Below are 14,974 nucleotides of genomic sequence, written 5' to 3'. Positions count from 1 at the left end.
CAGTTCCATCCGTCAGAGGGATCGTTGGTGCTGCAGGGATTTCAAGGAGATGGACCCGGCGGCTGCCGGGATCCAGAATGTCGCCAGCCGATAGGCGAGGACGCCCGCGACCGCCGGTGCACTCGGCACACCGCCGACTATCAGCCCGGTCACCAGGGCTGCCTCGACGACGCCGAGCCCTGAGGGAGTTGGGCTTGCTGCGCCGAGAGCGGCGCCGCCCAGAAAGACCACGGCGACCAAAGCGACCGAGGCGTGTCCGCCGAATGCGTGAACCGAAAACCCCAGGGCCGCAATGTAAGCGATATTTGTGCCGACCTGACCGCCGATCAGCATGGCGGCCCGTGACGGCTGGCGCAGGATGCCGGCCATCGCGCCGAGGGTGGTGCGTATCTCGGTGAGCCAGGCGGGGCGCCGCAGCATGAGCACGACTGCGACGCCGAGCGCGGTCATCACGGCGACGAAGCCGATCAGCAATGTCCAACCGGAAGGCAGCGCGGCGGTCAGCAGCAGCCTGGTCCGGCCCAGCCAGACTCCGGCGCAGGCCAGCTCGATGAGGTGCAGCATGACACCGGCGGTCACCGTCAGGGCGACGGTCGCGACGGCGGTGGCCCTGGTGAGCCCGCAGCGTTCCAGATACCGTTCGTTGACGGCGGTGCCGCCGACCCCGTATGGCATAAGCAGGTTGGCGAACGACGTTGCCAGTTGCGCGTTCATCGTGCGTGCGAAGGGGAGTGGCCGGGGACTGGCGCCCTTTACCGCGAGCGCCGCGGTGGCGTAGGTCATGGCCGACATTGCCAACGCGCCTGCGAGCCACTGCCATTGCGCATCGCCCAGGGTGCGGATGGTCTGCCCGAGCTGTCCGATCTGAGGCAGCAGTATGTAGGTCGCGACGACGGTTGCGGCGATCCAGGCGATCGTGTGCCAATGGAATCGCACCGGTATATCCGGGTCGCGGTGATGATGCCCGGGTGATGCGGTCATGGGTTGCCCGGCTTCGTGCCGATCACGAAAGGTCGGGTGGGGCACATCGGGTTTCGCCCGAGTGCTACTCATGGGATCGCTCCTGATCGGTTGTCACGGACGCTCCTCCTCGGTGCCACACCCGATACGAAGCCGGAGGTGGTACTGCTCAGCCTGCGGTATCGCTATCGGCACGCCACAGGGCCGAAAGGTTCCATCCGGCGGGGCGATGGTCCCGGACCCGGGTGCTCGACCGGTCCAGCTACCTCGGATCCGGGGTCTGCCTACGGGGGCGAAGGTCCGGAAGCCGTCAGTCTTTGCGCGGCGGTTGGTCGGGCAGTGGTGCGGACCAGCGCAACACGGTGCCGCGGTCGGCGCCGCGTCCGATGTCGAAATGGCCGCCGGATCGCTCGGCACGCGCGGCCAGGTTCGCGAGTCCGCTTGTGCGGGGGAGGTTTTCGGGGATGCCGGTGCCGTCGTCGGTGATCTCGATAGTGACGTCGTCGCGGACCGCGAGATTGATCGAGACCGTGGTCGCCGAGGCGTGCCTGACGACATTGCTGACCGCCTCGCGCAGGACCGCCTCGACGTCCTCGGACAGCGGTGGCGACAACACCGAGACCGGTCCGGCCAGTCGGATCGTGGTGCGCAGGCCGGTGTCGGCGGTCATCTCGGCGATCACCGCGTGCAGCTGTTTGCGCAGGGTCGGGGCGTCGGCGGCGGTGCTGCTGTGCAGATCGAAGATCGAGTGCCGGATTTCCTGGACGATGGCCTGGATATCTTGGATGGTTTCGGTGAGTCGGGTTTTGATTTCGGGGGTGCGGGTTCGCTGCGTCGTGCTTTGCAGTGACAGGCCGACGGCGAAGAGTCGCTGGATGACGTGGTCGTGCAGGTCGCGGGCGATGCGGTCGCGGTCGGAGAGTACGTCGAGTTCGCGCATTCGTCGCTGGGTGGCCGCTAGTCGCAGTGCGAGCGCGGCCTGATCGGAGAAGGCGGTGATCATGGCCTGCCCGGCTGCGTCGAGTGGTTGTACCTCGACCGGGCGCAGGGTGACCAACACGCCTATCACCGTGTGTTCGGCACGTAGCGGAAGAATCAGCGCGGGTCCGAATTCGGCGGGTCCGTCGAATTGCGGGCGAAACATCAGTTGGTCGCTGGCCACCACCCGACCTGACATGTACGCCGTGCCGGAATGCGAGTCGGCAATCGGGATACGTTGCCCAGGAAGGTGTTCCGATCCGGTGCCCGCTGCGGCGACGACCACGAGTTCGGTGACCTCGTCATGCGGGATATCGGGATCCTCGGGCAGTGCGAGGAAGGCAGCCGCGGAGTGGGTGAGTTTCAGCGCCCGGTCGGCGATCAGCTCGAGCACCTCGATCGGTTCGCTGCCGCCGAGCAGTTCGGTGGCCACGTCCTGGGTCGCTTCGAGCCACTGTTGACGGACGCGGGACTGCTCGTAGAGGCGAGCGTTGGCGATGGCCGTACCCGCGGCCGCGGCCAGGGCAAGCACGATGGCCTCGTCGTCGTCGGTGAATTCTTGGCCGCCTGCTTTCTCGGTGAGGTAGAGGTTGCCGAACACCTCATCACGCACCTTCACCGGAACACCGAGGAACGTATTCATCGGTGGGTGATGCTCCGGGAAGCCGACCGAGGCGGGATGGGTCGAAAGATCGGTCAGCCGAATGGGTTTCGGTTCCTCGATGAGCACGCCGAGTACGCCATGACCGCGCGGCAGGTCACCGATCATGACCCGGGTTCGGTCGTCGATGCCTTCGTAGACGAATTCGGCGAGCTGCAAACTCTCCTTGTCGGTTTCGCGGACGCCGAGTGCGCCGTATCCCGCGTCGACCAACTCGATCGCGGTGTGCACGATCGTGCGCAGGGTGTTGTCGAGGTCGAGGCCCGCCGTCACCACCAGCATGGCCTCGATCAGCCGGTCCATCTGATCGCGCACACCGACGATCTGGGCGATTCGCTCCTGCACCTCGGCGAGCAGCTCACGCAGTCGCATCTGCGACAGTGTTTCGATCACCGGGCTTTGACCAGGTCCAGCCGAGCCGGACCGTTTGCCATCCATATTCGTCATCCTCCCACGTGAAGATGACCGCAGCGGTAGGCCGACAACCCGCCTGCGTCCCTGCTAGCGACTCATTCCTTCGGCTGCGGTGTATGAAGCTTGGAGGCGATGACGGCGGCCTGGGTGCGCCGCTCGACACCGAGCTTGGCCAAGAGCCGGGAAACATAGTTCTTCACCGTCTTCTCGGCCAGGAACATCCGGCCGGCGATCTGCCGGTTGGTCAATCCCTCGCCGAGCAGATCGAGCAATGTGCGTTCTTGATCGGTCAGGCTGGCCAGCGGGCCGGTTTTGGCACTGGCCTCGTCGCGCAGCTTTGCCATGAGTGCGGCCGCGGCACGGTTGTCGAGGAGTGATCGTCCGGCGCCGACCTCTCGAATGGCATCGACGAGTTCAAGGGTTCCGATGTCTTTGACCACATAGCCGCTGGCTCCGGCCAGGATCGCGTCGAGCATCGCTTGTTCATCGGTGAACGAGGTCAGGATCAGGCAGCGCAGCTCGGGATGCTGGTTGAGCAGATCACGGCACAGTTCGATGCCGTTGCCGTCGGGTAGTCGAACGTCGAGGACGACGACGTCGGGTCGCAGCGCGGGAATGCGCGCCATCGCCTGGGATACGTTGCCTGCCTCGCCGATCACTTCGAGGTCGGTTTCGGCGTCGATCAGGTCGGCAACCCCGCGTCGCACGATGTGATGGTCGTCCACCAAGAACACGGTGACCATGGGTATGCACCTCCCTGAGCAGTTGATTCAGCCTACGAAGATTTCCTCGGCCGCGGCACGGAGTTCGACTCTCGATTGAGGACCAAAGTCCCTTGACGTATCCGGGTTGGTCGCCGATTGCCGGACTCCGACATGGCTACGGCAATCTGCGGCGTCGCCTCGGCGTCGCCGGTGTCGCGTTGGCCGATCCGGCGGTTCGCCACCGTGGCCGGACGTCGCACTGTAGTTGAACCACATCGGCGTGTGCGTCGGCAGCAAGCACTTGGGCGCGCTGTCGTCGGAAGCCGTCGGTCAGATCGAAGATGTCCTCGGCCTGTAGATCGCCGTGACCGTCGACGCTGCGGTCATCGGCAATCCTGTTCATCAGCAACGATTCTCGGCCGTCGATGAAGCGCGTCGCGAGCCAGTCGATCCGATCGACCAGGTACGGATCGGCTACCTCGGGCTGCGGGACGGCCGAAGGTCATTGATGTCGAGGGACTTTCGGATCGTTTCCGGAAGTCCCTCGACATGGGGCCGTCCTGCTCTGTATCCGGACGTCACCGGAATGGCAGCGTAGAGACCGACGATGAAATGGACGGTGAACGACGATGAACCACGGATGGCCCGATGAGTACACCCTGCGGGCGGCGTTGACGCTCGCGGTGCGGGCGCCGTCGGTTCACAACACCCAGCCGTGGCGGTTCCGGATCAGCGACCATCACGTACACCTGTATCTCGACCCGACGCGGGCTGATCAGCTGTCCGGCCTCGACCAGCGCGACGCCGTATTGAGCTGTGGCGCAGCACTACACCATCTGCGAATCGCGCTCGCCGCGGCGGGGTGGTCGGCCGTCGTGCATCGGTTACCGAATCCGGCCGATCCGAACCAGCTCGCATCGATCGAACTGGTGCCACATCGACCGACCATGCTCGAGCACGCACTGAGCAGCGCGATCCTGCGCAGGCAGACCGATCGGCGGCCCTTCAGTTCGACGCCGATCCCGCCCGGCTACCTCGGGTTGGTGAGCGAACGTGCGACGACGCTCGGGGCGAGTGTCCGGCAGGCGGTGGACACCACACGCGAGCGTCTGGTCGAGGTGCTGCGCGCGGCCCAGGACACAGGTGCCGTCTATCGAGTGGAACTGGCCGATTGGAGCGGCAGGCCGGTGACGCCGGACGGCGCGCCTGCCCGCAGTATCGCGCTGTACCCGGATCCCGGGGGAGTACCGGGGATAGTCGCCGTACCGCGACAGGCTGCGCCCGACTTCGCTGAACTACTGGTGCTCGGCACCTCGACCGACGACCGGTCCGCCCAGCTGTGCGCGGGTGAGGCGCTCAGCGCGGTACTGCTGACCGCGACCAACGTCGGCTTGGCGACCTGCGCCCTGACCGAGCCACTCGAAATTCCCGAACTACGCCAGCGCATCCGCGTCGGCGTGCTGGACGACCTGGCATATCCGCAGGCCGTCATCAGAATCGGCTGGGCTTCCGCAGATGCCGTCGCGCTGCCGGTCGCGCCGCGCCGCGCACTCGCCGATGTGTTGGATCCATAGCGTGCCGGCTACCAGCACCTAAGCCTCCATCGAGGCTGCACTTAAGGCGTCGTCGCAGATGGAAAAAATCTATTGCGTCGGGTGTAGACATTCTCCGTGAGCGGGTATACAGTCACTGTCGTCGAACAGAGAAGTCCAGAGGCCGGGCAGGTGAACTGCCCGGAACATGAGGTTCCACCGTCCCCTCCGGCGGAGACGAGAATCCGGCCGCACTCGGCCGGACCGCCGGAGGGGGACGAAGAAACACTGAAAACCGCAGGCAACACCTGATACCACAGGAGGTGGTCGCTGACTAGTCACCTAGCAGTCCCGCATCCCGAGAAACTCGGGAGCGGTGCACGACATCGGCCCCAGTGGCCGGTGGGCCAAAATATGAAGTCAATCCCCCCTCTTCCGTAGATCCCAGGCCCCGGCGCTCAGCGCCGGGGCCTGCCAACGTTGAAACCCGAGAGGTGCTGTGCAGCAAACGAACACCGACCCCGCCGACGACACCAGTGCCGCCGACAAACTCGACGATGACGACTACCCCGCCTACAGCATGGGCCGCGCCGCGGAAATACTCGGCGTCACCCAATCATTTCTGCGCGGCCTCGACGCTGCGAAACTACTGACCCCGCAACGCTCTTCCGGCGGGCACCGGCGCTACTCCCGCTACCAGCTGCGCATCGCAGGCCGCGTCCGCGAACTCGTCGACACCGGCAACACCCTCGAAGCAGCCTGCCGCATCGTCATCCTCGAAGACCAACTCGCCGAAGCCCAACGCCTCAACACCAACCTCCAACACGCACTCGACAACCGGACACCCGCGGACTGATCGAACCGCTGGCCCCCGTGCCGTGGTGTGGAGCCGGTTGCGGGAGTCCACTGGGTCAGGATCGCACCGGAGCCGACAGCGTCAGGTCGACCGATGCGGGGTTGCGTACGTGGGGCGGGTGGACCTCGAGTACCGCGGACAGTGGTCGCCGCGGTGTCGAGTCGATGCCGGTTTCCGCTGGCGCGGTGCCGATTCGGATCACGACCTGCGGGACGCCCGGTTGGGTGATCAGCTCGGCGATTTCTGCTCTCGTTGTCATGAGTTCGGTGATGTGGGTGAGGATGCCGGTGGTCAAGCCGCGCGCGGTGCACTCGAGTAGCAGAGCGGATAGTGCTTCGCCGGTGTGCAGCCATTGCCCGGGGGAGTCGCCGATGGTGCTGAGCACGACCAATCGTGAGTGGTCGTCGAGGTCGGGTCGCCGTGTCGAATACGGTGCGGACGGAAAGGCGCGGCCGACATCGACCCGAGCGGCCTCGTTATCCGAGATAAGGGCGGCTACCGGGACGCCGGCATGCGACTCCGAATGCCCACTCCACCAATGCAATTCATCCTGATACGCGCTGTCGTGCCGACGTAGCGCGGTCACCTGGCGGGTGGCCTCAGCCAGCCGGGGGCGGTCGTCGTCGGTGATCTCATCGACCGTCACATGGTGCGGTCGAGCCAGCTCGCGCACCGTCTCGAGAACGCCGGACCAGTCGCCGGGCGCTGCCATCGGCAGTCGATCGGTGTGCCGCAGCGGGATAGCGCGCACCCGGGCCGCTGTCCTGTTCAGCGCTCCGCACCACGGCCGGAACTCGAATACGGCAAGCAGCTCCGGCCGGTCCGGATCGGGCATCCGGGTGGCGTAAGCGAACCAACCCATCGCAACGAACGCCTGGCGTGCGTGGTCCAGTGCCGCACCGCAGCTGATTATCAGCTGGCGGCTCTGCGGATCGGCGGCAATGAGCCGCTGAGCGGTGTCGCTGTACAGGAACAGCCGGGTGCCGTCGAAGACCCATCGCCAGGGTTGAGTGTTGTGCACCGATGGTGCGCGACAGGCGATCGTTAGAGCGTCCCGCACAATCTCGAGCTCCGGTGTACCTGAATCACTGTCCACATCCATATATCGAGTGTCGCCCTGCGGCATCCGTTGTCGTGATGGTCTTTCCGCACTGAATCCGGGGCCTATCGTCACCGATCCGGGCATTCGATCCGCGTTCACCACGGCGAGGGTCTTTATCGGGTAGTCGGTCCCTGTCTCCATGGACCTTCGGCCCTAGCTCGGGCCTGAGCTAAACGAAGGTAAGTATGTCGGTGACGGGGCGGCGCGGCGAGGTCGGTGGTTCTTCGCCGTCCGGCGCCGAGCCGACCCGGATCACGACTTGCGGCACCACCGGATCGGCCAGCAGGCTCGAGATGGTCTTGCGGACGGTGGGCAGCTCGGTGATGTGGGTCAGCGCGCAGCTGGCTTGGCCGGCCACGGTGCACTCCAGCAGCACCGCCGACAGCGCTTCACCGGTGTTGAGCCACGCGAGGATCGAGTCGTCCGCGGAGCTGAGCACGATCAGTTGCGCCTGGTCCTCGACTTCGCCGCGGCGTGCCGAATGCGGCGCGGACGGGAAAGCGCGACCTACCGGGACACGGGCAGATTCCGCGTCCGAGACGAGCGCGCTGCGCGGCACACCCTCGGTCACGTGGGAATGGCCCGTCCACCAATGTAATTCGGTCTGGTACTCCATGTCATAGCGGCGCAGCGCGGTCGCGTGCTGCGAAGCGATGGCCAGGCGCGATCGCGCATCCGCGTCGAGGACATCGAGTTCGATATCGTGCGGGTTCGCCAGCATTCGTGCGGCGTGCACGAGCCCGTCCCAGTTCCGCGGTGGGAGCATCGGCAGCCGGTCGGTGCGGCGCAGTTCGATCGCGCGGGCGCGGGCGTGCACACCGATCGGCGCATCCGGCCACGGGCGGAACTCGATGGCCGCCAGCTGATCGGGCTGCTCGGGATCGGGCAACCGCACAGTGTCGGTGTGCCAGCCCCGTTCGGCAAGCGCGGTGCGCAGATGATGCAGCACCGCACCGCAGCTGATAACCAGCTTCCTGCCGTGTGGATCGGCCGACGCGAGGAGTCGTTCGTTGTCGCGATAAAGGTGCAGGCGAGTGCCGTCGAAAACCCAGCGCCACGGCTGCGTGTTGTGTACCGACGGCGCCCGCCCGGCCAGCCGTACAGCCGCAGTGATTGTCGGTCGATCCGGCACGAAGGTTTCGGGAATAACATCACATTCGGTCATACCCCGAGTGTCCGTCGAGCCGGAGGCGGCGGATACGGGACTTGAGCCTGATCCGGAGGGCCAAAGGTCACTCGGCCCCGCTCGTTCGATCGCACCCCGGCCTGGCCGGGTGAACATCGTGGTAGCCGCCGACCCCGTGGTCAGTGTCGCGCGGTCCGCGAGACCATCACTTTGAGTGCTCCCGTCTCGCCGGCGCGGGCGAAAGTGTCGTAGGCGCTGGGGAATTCGTTCATGTCGAAGTGGTGGGTGATCATCGGTGCCGGGTCGAGCTGGCCGGTGCGGATCAGTTGGATGAGGGTTGGGGTGGAGCTGGTATCGACCAGGCCGGTGGTGATGGTCAGGTCGCGGGTCCAGAGACGTTCCAGGTGCAGGGTGGCCGGGGCGCCGTGTACGCCGATGTTGGCGACGTGGCCGCCGGGGCGGACGAGATCGACTGCCAGCTCGAAGGTTTCGGGTACGCCGACGGCTTCCATGACGACGTCGGCACCCAGGTTGCCGGTGAGCTGGGCGAGGTGCGCTCGGACGTCATCGCGGGCGCTGTTGAGTGTGCTGTCGGCGCCGAACTTGCTCGCGGCCCGCAGCCGACTGTCGAGGAGGTCGACGACCACGATGTGGCCGGGGCTGTACAGCCGTGCGGTCATGATCGCGGCCAATCCGATCGGTCCCGCGCCGATGATCACGACTACGTCGCCTGGACGGACCCTGCCGCTGAGCACGCCGACTTCGTGGCTGGTGGGCAGGATATCGGCCAGCATCAGCATCTGGTCGTCGGTGCTGCTGTCGGGGATCGGGTGGGTGGACATGTCGGCGAAGGGCACGCGCACCGATTCGGCTTGGGTGCCGTCGATCAGGTGGCCGAGAATCCAGCCGCCGCCACCCAGGCACTGACCGTAGCGGCCTTCCTTGCAGAATCGGCACGTGCCGCAGGCGGAGATGCACGAGATCAATACGCGGTCACCGACTTTGCGGGAGCGCACCCCAGCACCGACTTCGGTCACCGTGCCGACCGCTTCGTGGCCGAGTACGCGTCCCGGGGTGACTTCGGGGACGTCGCCTTTGAGGATGTGTAGATCGGTTCCGCAGATCGTGACCGCGTCGACGCGCACGATCGCGTCGGTGCTGTGCTGGATTTCAGGGTCGGGGACCTGCTCCCAGCTGGGTTGGCCTCGGCCGCGAAAAGTCATGGCATACATGGTTTTCTCCTCTGGAGAAGTGTGGTGGAGAGGTCAGTTCGGCGGGCGGACGATGATGACCGGGCAGTGCGCGCCGTGCAGCACGGCCTGGCCGACCGAACCGAGGGTCATCCCAAGGAATCCGCCGTGGCCGTGGCTGCCGACCACGATCAGCTGAGCGAGTTCGGCGGTTTCGAGCAGGTACTTGGCCGGGCGTGCCTGCGCGATAAGCCGGGACACTCGGACATCGGGGTATTTCTCCTGGTAGCCCGCGATGGCTTCGGCGAGCAGCCTCTCGGCCTCCTGCCGCATGTCGATGCGCGGGACGGCGTGACTGAACTCCGACCAGGTGAGGACCGCGAGCAACGGAGCACCACGACGGGACGCTTCGTCGAAAGCGATGTCGAGCGCGTGCGCACCGCCCCCGGAACCGTCGACGCCGACGACCACTGGACCGCGCGCCCGCTGTCGTGTGTCGCCTGTCGCCGCGGGGATCACGGCGACCGGGCACAGCGCGTGTCTGGCCAGTGACGTGCTCACCGACCCGAGCAGACCTCGGCCGATAGCGCCGTATCCGTGCGTACCGATAACGAGCAGTCGCGCGTTCGCCGACCGATCGCGCAGCACCGGAATCGGCGGTGCTTCGACAACGAACGTGCTGATGTCGAAGTCGGCGATCGCCGCGGCCGCCGCGGTGGCGGATTCGCGTGCCTTGTCGGTGATTACGGCGCCGGCTCGGCGGTAGGAGTCATAGTCGATGTGGGTGAAGGCGAGGCCGGGTCCGAAGTCGATCGGGGCGTCGATCGAGTACACGATGTGCAGCGGCGCGCCGTGGCGTGCCGCCTCGCAGGCGGCCCAGCGCACGGCGTCGGTGGCGACAGCGGAGCCATCGGTGCCGACGAGGACTGGATGGTTGATGGTGTTGGGGGACATCTGATTTCGGCTTTCTGCGGGGCGGTGATCGGTGTGGTTATCGAGATGCCATCGACCAGAATGTGGTACGTCATTGTTGGTTTTCGATCTCAGACGCGGTGCGCGAGGTGGTCTTGCTCGACGTGGGCGAGGCGTTCGGCCCAGGCGCGCGCCCGTGTCAGTTCGCCCGCGACGAGTGGGCCGGTCATTCCGTCGACGAGAAAGTCCATCGGGTCGTCGGCGAGCTCATACCCCAAGCGCCGCAACCGTTTACCCGCACCGCGCGCGGCAGAACCCGGCAGCCAGGACGGTTTCGCGACCTTAGTCCCGAAGGCCGCCGCCCGGCTGCCCTCGGGTACGGAAAGTGCCGCGTCGAGCCACTCCCGGATGCCGATGTCGGCCATGACCGGCGCTTCGGTGCGTTCGGCGGCCGCGAGCCGGGTTCGCTGCCTGCTCAATCCGAAGGCGTGCGTCGGGCCGCCGACCACCAGCAGATCGACCGTCGGCGCGGACACGTTCGCGGCGGCGACGACGTTCAGTACCTCGACGGTGCCGTAGGTGCGCAACCCCGCCGCGATGGCCTCGGCGACGGCAGCGGTGTTGCCGAACATGGATTCGTAGACGACTCGTGAGTGCATCTCGTTCCCCTCATTGACCTGCGGAAGCTGTTCGACTTCGACGCTACGTTCGCGTTGTCGCAGCGCACAGTGCCGAACCGACGCTTACCGAGGGACCTTCGGCCACCAGCATTCGCGGCACTGCGCCATGTCGGGCCACTCGGCGTGGAACGGGTGACCTTCTTCTCTGCCCGCGTGCGAGGTTCAGCGGAATGCTCGAAACAGACGGTCGCCGCCGCCGAAACCGAGGAGCAGATTCGATGTCTATCGAAAGTCATTCGCCATCAACACAACTCAACTCCCCGATCATCGCTGCGGTCGACGGCAGCGCGAGCTCGGCGCAGGCCGTGGCCTGGGCCGCGGTCGAGGCAAGGTTGCATCAATGCCGATTGCACCTAGTCACCTCGATGGTGATCCAAACCGGCTTCGGACCGGGCATGATCCTTGGCTACGCCGACGTGGCACGGCTGCGCGAGGACGGGGAACGAATCCTCATCGAGGCCACCCGGATCGCACGCACCGCGGCACCGGGCGACGAATCGCAGATCACCACCGAGATGTCGTTCGAGCTGATCATCCCGATGCTGATCGAACTGTCCGCGCAGGCCCGGATACTGGTCGTCGGTAGCCGAGGGATGGGTGCGTTCCAGCGCGGACTGCTCGGATCGGTCAGCACCGCGACCACTCAGCACGCGCATTGCCCGGTCGCGGTGATCCACGGGATCTCGGCCACCGACGCGGTCTCGGCGAGTCAACCGGTGCTCGTCGGGGTCGACGGCACCCGCAACAGCAGCCCCGCGGTCGAGCTCGCCTTCGAGGAAGCATCGCGGCGCAAGGTCGGTTTGACCGCGCTGCACGCGTGGAGCGACGCCAGCGGACCGGACTTGCCCGTTGCGGGTTGGGATGGCGCGCGGGAGTCCGCGCAAGCCATCCTGGCCGAGAGCCTCGCCGGTTACACCGAGCGCTACCCTGACGTCGCGGTACGCCGAATCGTGGTGGCCGACAGGCCGGTTCGCTCACTCTTGGACGAATCTGCCAACGCCCAACTGGTCGTCGTCGGCAGTCACGGGCGAGGCGGATTCACGACCATGGTGCTCGGCTCGACCAGCAACGCACTGCTGCACTCGGTCGAGGTACCGATGATCGTTGTCCGTGAGCCCTGATGAACGCTCTATGCCGTTGGCATGGCCGGCTGATGGAGTCGTCGTGCGGGTCACCGTCGGATCTACGATGACGGCCACCGAAGCTCTGCGCACGGACGCACCCACGACGGGGATTGTGTCCGCGGCGGCAACGGCGAGCACCGAGTTGCTGGATCAGCTCGGCACCGACATCGGTGCGGGCTTGTCGAGCGGCGAAGTCGCACGCCGACAGGCGCAATGGGGACCTAACGCGGTCTCCTCACACCGCGCCCGACTACTTCCGGTGCTCTGGCATCAGGTGCGGTCGCCGCTGCTCGCTCTGCTGTTGACCGCGGCGTTCGCCTCCTACTTCTTGGGTGAACGCAGCGACGCGCTGGTCATCGGCGTGATCGTCGCGCTATCGGTCGGGCTCGGGGCCGTCAACGAGTATCGGGCCGAGAAGGCCGCGGCGGCCTTGCACGACCAGATCCACCACCAGACCGTGGTGATCCGGGACGGCCGGCCAAGCCAGGTCGACGTGACCGACCTGGTGCCGGGGGACATCCTCGACCTGCGACTCGGCGACATCGTCGCCGCCGACCTTCGGCTGCTGCAGGTCACGGGCCTGTCCTGCGACGAATCGGTGCTGACCGGGGAGTCGTTGCCCGTCGACAAGAACACCGACACCGTGCCCGCGCACACCGCATTGGCCGAGCTGTCCGGATGCGCGCTGATGGGCACCGTGGTCAACGCGGGCAGCGGTCGCGGGGTCGTGGTGGCCACCGGAGCCCGTACCGAGTTCGGCAAGATCGCCGCGGGGCTGAGTACCCATCCACTCGACACCGAGTTCCAGGTCGGACTACGCAAGTTCTCGATGCTGCTCGTCTACGTGGCAGGGGCGCTGACCACGTCGATATTCGTGACCAACATGGTCCTGCACAAACCCGTGATGGACGCGCTGCTGTTCTCGCTGGCGATCGCGGTAGGGATCACCCCACAACTGTTGCCCGCAGTGGTATCGAGCAGCCTTGCCGCGGGATCGCGGCGCATGAGCAGACGCAAGGTCTTGGTCAAGCGGCTGGTGTGCATCGAGGATCTCGGCAATGTCGATGTCCTGTTCACCGACAAGACCGGAACGCTCACCGAGGGCCATATCGACTTCACCCGCGCGATCGCCGCGGACGATGTCGACCTCGACCTCGTGCTGCGGTCCGGACTGCTGTGCACCGAACACAGCGGCGACCCCGGCCACATCGTCGGCGGCAATCCGCTCGACCAAGCGCTGTGGAACGCACCGCAAGTCAAGGCCCAACAGTCCGCCTTGGCGAGCTACACCCGACTCGGCGTGCTGCCTTTCGACCATCAACGCAACATGGTCTCGGTCCTGGTTCGCGACAGTGCGGGCCAGTTGACCCTGATTACCAAGGGCGCACCCGAAACCGTGTTGCAACGATGCGTCGAAGTGCCCGCCGCGGCACGCGAAGCACTGGCCGCGGAGTTCGCCGCAGGCAACCGGGTGGTCGCCGTCGCCGCCCGCCCCGCCCACGATCAGCAGCCACCGACTACTCGCGACGAATACAACCTGCGATTGGTCGGGCTGCTGGTATTCCTGGACCCGCCCAAAACCGACGCCGCCGCCGCGCTGCGCAGGCTGGCGACGTTGGGGATTTCGGTCAAGGTGGTCACCGGCGACAATCCGGCCGTCGCGTCTAAGGTCTGCCGCGATCTCGGACTCGGCAAAGGCGTACTGACCGGTGCTGAGGTCGATGCGCTCGATGACGCCGCCCTCGCCGTCGCGATTACGGCTACGACGGTGTTCGCCCGCATCAGCCCCGCAGCGAAAGCCCGGATCGTGCGGGTCCAACGCCACAGCGGGGGAGCTGTCGCGTTCCTCGGTGACGGCGTCAACGACGCGCTCGCACTACACGCCGCCGACGTTGGCATCTCGGTGGATTCGGCTACCGACGTCGCCAAAGACGCGGCCGATGTGATCCTGCTGGAAAAGAACCTCGATGTGCTTGCCGACGGAGTCGGTGAAGGGCGCCGCATCTTCGCCAACACCATCAAATACGTCCTGATGGGTACGTCGAGCAACTTCGGCAACATGTTCTCCGCCGCGGGCGCATCGGTGTTCCTGTCGTTCCTGCCGATGCTGCCCTCGCAGATCCTGGTCAACAATCTGCTCTACGACACAAGCCAGCTCGCCATCCCGACCGATCACGTCGATGAGGAGCAATTGCGCCGCCCCTCGCACTGGGATATCGGTTTCATCCGGCGCTTCATGATCTTCTTCGGTCCGCTGAGTTCGGTGTTCGATTTCCTGACCTTCGGGGTCATGCTCTGGATCTTCCACGCAGGGCCGGTGGAATTCCGCACCGGCTGGTTCGTCGAATCGCTGGCAACCCAGACCCTGGTGATCTTCGCGATCCGTACCCGCCGAATACCGTTCTTCCACAGTCATCCCAGCGTTGCGCTGACCATGGCCGCGTTCGGCGTAGTCGCGATCGGTACCGTCCTGCCCGCGACACCGCTGGCTCATACGCTCGGCTTCAGTCCGCTGCCTGGCGCGTACTTCGCCGCACTTGCCGCCATGGTCGTCGGCTATCTCGTTCTCATCGAGATCGGCAAGGGGATCTTCTACCGCATGGCAGCCGTCACCGGCGCACCGCGGCGCAGGCGCTACAGCACGAGCCGTTCGCTGCGTCGCCGCGCCGCCCGATTCAGCACTGCCGCAACGCGATCCGCGGCAGTCAACACCTGAACACCGATCCAGAGGAGGC

Annotated in this window: 13 protein-coding genes; 4 read left to right on the top strand and 9 right to left on the bottom strand. The window is 66.0% G+C overall.

Going from position 1 to position 14,974, the window contains the following annotated elements:
• Positions 1 to 12 precede the first annotated feature (12 nt).
• From OG203_RS17340 to OG203_RS17325, 4 genes are all read right to left on the bottom strand, one after another.
• The gene (locus OG203_RS17340; RefSeq protein WP_405166689.1) at positions 13 to 1,053 is read right to left on the bottom strand and encodes a YbhN family protein; all 1,041 of its coding nucleotides are present in this window, start codon (positions 1,051 to 1,053) and stop codon (positions 13 to 15) included.
• Between the two features lie 217 nt (positions 1,054 to 1,270).
• Positions 1,271 to 3,037: a GAF domain-containing sensor histidine kinase gene (locus tag OG203_RS17335; protein WP_405166688.1), complete on the bottom strand. Its 1,767-nt coding sequence runs from the start codon at positions 3,035 to 3,037 to the stop codon at positions 1,271 to 1,273.
• A 71-nt stretch (positions 3,038 to 3,108) separates the two neighbouring features.
• On the bottom strand, positions 3,109 to 3,756 hold the full coding sequence (locus tag OG203_RS17330) for a response regulator (RefSeq protein WP_405166687.1): 648 nt from the start codon (positions 3,754 to 3,756) through the stop codon (positions 3,109 to 3,111).
• Between the two features lie 136 nt (positions 3,757 to 3,892).
• Positions 3,893 to 4,120 (bottom strand): hypothetical protein, encoded by a 228-nt coding sequence (locus tag OG203_RS17325; protein WP_405166686.1) that lies wholly within the window; start codon positions 4,118 to 4,120, stop codon positions 3,893 to 3,895.
• A 226-nt stretch (positions 4,121 to 4,346) separates the two neighbouring features.
• Here OG203_RS17325 and OG203_RS17320 point away from each other — a divergent pair, with 226 nt between their 5' ends.
• Complete coding sequence (locus OG203_RS17320; RefSeq protein WP_405166685.1) at positions 4,347 to 5,291, top strand: Acg family FMN-binding oxidoreductase; 945 nt, start codon at positions 4,347 to 4,349, stop codon at positions 5,289 to 5,291.
• Between the two features lie 457 nt (positions 5,292 to 5,748).
• The gene (locus tag OG203_RS17315; protein ID WP_405166684.1) at positions 5,749 to 6,105 is read left to right on the top strand and encodes a MerR family transcriptional regulator; all 357 of its coding nucleotides are present in this window, start codon (positions 5,749 to 5,751) and stop codon (positions 6,103 to 6,105) included.
• Between the two features lie 55 nt (positions 6,106 to 6,160).
• On the opposite strand, the gene OG203_RS17310 is transcribed toward OG203_RS17315, so the two are convergent.
• The 5 genes from OG203_RS17310 to OG203_RS17290 form a co-directional block, all read right to left on the bottom strand.
• A complete protein-coding gene (locus OG203_RS17310; RefSeq protein WP_405166683.1) occupies positions 6,161 to 7,207 on the bottom strand; it encodes an Acg family FMN-binding oxidoreductase in 1,047 nt (348 codons plus the stop codon).
• Positions 7,208 to 7,376: 169 nt separating this feature from the next.
• A complete protein-coding gene (locus tag OG203_RS17305) occupies positions 7,377 to 8,372 on the bottom strand; it encodes an Acg family FMN-binding oxidoreductase (RefSeq protein WP_405166682.1) in 996 nt (331 codons plus the stop codon).
• A gap of 140 nt (positions 8,373 to 8,512) precedes the next feature.
• Entirely contained in the window at positions 8,513 to 9,565 is a 1,053-nt protein-coding gene (locus OG203_RS17300; protein ID WP_405166681.1) for a zinc-dependent alcohol dehydrogenase family protein, read from the bottom strand.
• A 33-nt stretch (positions 9,566 to 9,598) separates the two neighbouring features.
• Positions 9,599 to 10,477: a universal stress protein gene (locus OG203_RS17295; RefSeq protein ID WP_405166680.1), complete on the bottom strand. Its 879-nt coding sequence runs from the start codon at positions 10,475 to 10,477 to the stop codon at positions 9,599 to 9,601.
• Between the two features lie 89 nt (positions 10,478 to 10,566).
• A complete protein-coding gene (locus tag OG203_RS17290) occupies positions 10,567 to 11,094 on the bottom strand; it encodes a flavodoxin domain-containing protein (RefSeq protein WP_405166679.1) in 528 nt (175 codons plus the stop codon).
• A 239-nt stretch (positions 11,095 to 11,333) separates the two neighbouring features.
• On the opposite strand from OG203_RS17290, the gene OG203_RS17285 reads away from it, so the two are divergent.
• A complete protein-coding gene (locus tag OG203_RS17285) occupies positions 11,334 to 12,236 on the top strand; it encodes a universal stress protein (RefSeq protein WP_405166678.1) in 903 nt (300 codons plus the stop codon).
• A 67-nt stretch (positions 12,237 to 12,303) separates the two neighbouring features.
• The gene (gene mgtA, locus OG203_RS17280) at positions 12,304 to 14,955 is read left to right on the top strand and encodes a magnesium-translocating P-type ATPase (protein WP_405166677.1); all 2,652 of its coding nucleotides are present in this window, start codon (positions 12,304 to 12,306) and stop codon (positions 14,953 to 14,955) included.
• The last annotated feature ends 19 nt before the right edge of the window (positions 14,956 to 14,974 follow it).

Source organism: Nocardia sp. NBC_01499, assembly GCF_045040275.1.
Lineage (GTDB): Bacteria > Actinomycetota > Actinomycetes > Mycobacteriales > Mycobacteriaceae > Nocardia.
The sequence above is the reverse complement of the archived record's forward strand: the minus strand, read 5'-3'. Positions and strand labels throughout refer to the sequence as shown.

Coding starts and splice junctions, on each gene's coding strand:
- OG203_RS17340 (WP_405166689.1), bottom strand. CDS start 1,053: ATGAGTAGCACTCGGGCGAAACCCGATGTGCCCCACCCGACCTTTCGT.
- OG203_RS17335 (WP_405166688.1), bottom strand. CDS start 3,037: ATGGATGGCAAACGGTCCGGCTCGGCTGGACCTGGTCAAAGCCCGGTG.
- OG203_RS17330 (WP_405166687.1), bottom strand. CDS start 3,756: ATGGTCACCGTGTTCTTGGTGGACGACCATCACATCGTGCGACGCGGG.
- OG203_RS17325 (WP_405166686.1), bottom strand. CDS start 4,120: ATGAACAGGATTGCCGATGACCGCAGCGTCGACGGTCACGGCGATCTA.
- OG203_RS17320 (WP_405166685.1), top strand. CDS start 4,347: ATGAACCACGGATGGCCCGATGAGTACACCCTGCGGGCGGCGTTGACG.
- OG203_RS17310 (WP_405166683.1), bottom strand. CDS start 7,207: ATGGATGTGGACAGTGATTCAGGTACACCGGAGCTCGAGATTGTGCGG.
- OG203_RS17305 (WP_405166682.1), bottom strand. CDS start 8,372: ATGACCGAATGTGATGTTATTCCCGAAACCTTCGTGCCGGATCGACCG.
- OG203_RS17300 (WP_405166681.1), bottom strand. CDS start 9,565: ATGTATGCCATGACTTTTCGCGGCCGAGGCCAACCCAGCTGGGAGCAG.
- OG203_RS17295 (WP_405166680.1), bottom strand. CDS start 10,477: ATGTCCCCCAACACCATCAACCATCCAGTCCTCGTCGGCACCGATGGC.
- OG203_RS17290 (WP_405166679.1), bottom strand. CDS start 11,094: ATGCACTCACGAGTCGTCTACGAATCCATGTTCGGCAACACCGCTGCC.
- OG203_RS17285 (WP_405166678.1), top strand. CDS start 11,334: ATGTCTATCGAAAGTCATTCGCCATCAACACAACTCAACTCCCCGATC.
- mgtA (WP_405166677.1), top strand. CDS start 12,304: ATGACGGCCACCGAAGCTCTGCGCACGGACGCACCCACGACGGGGATT.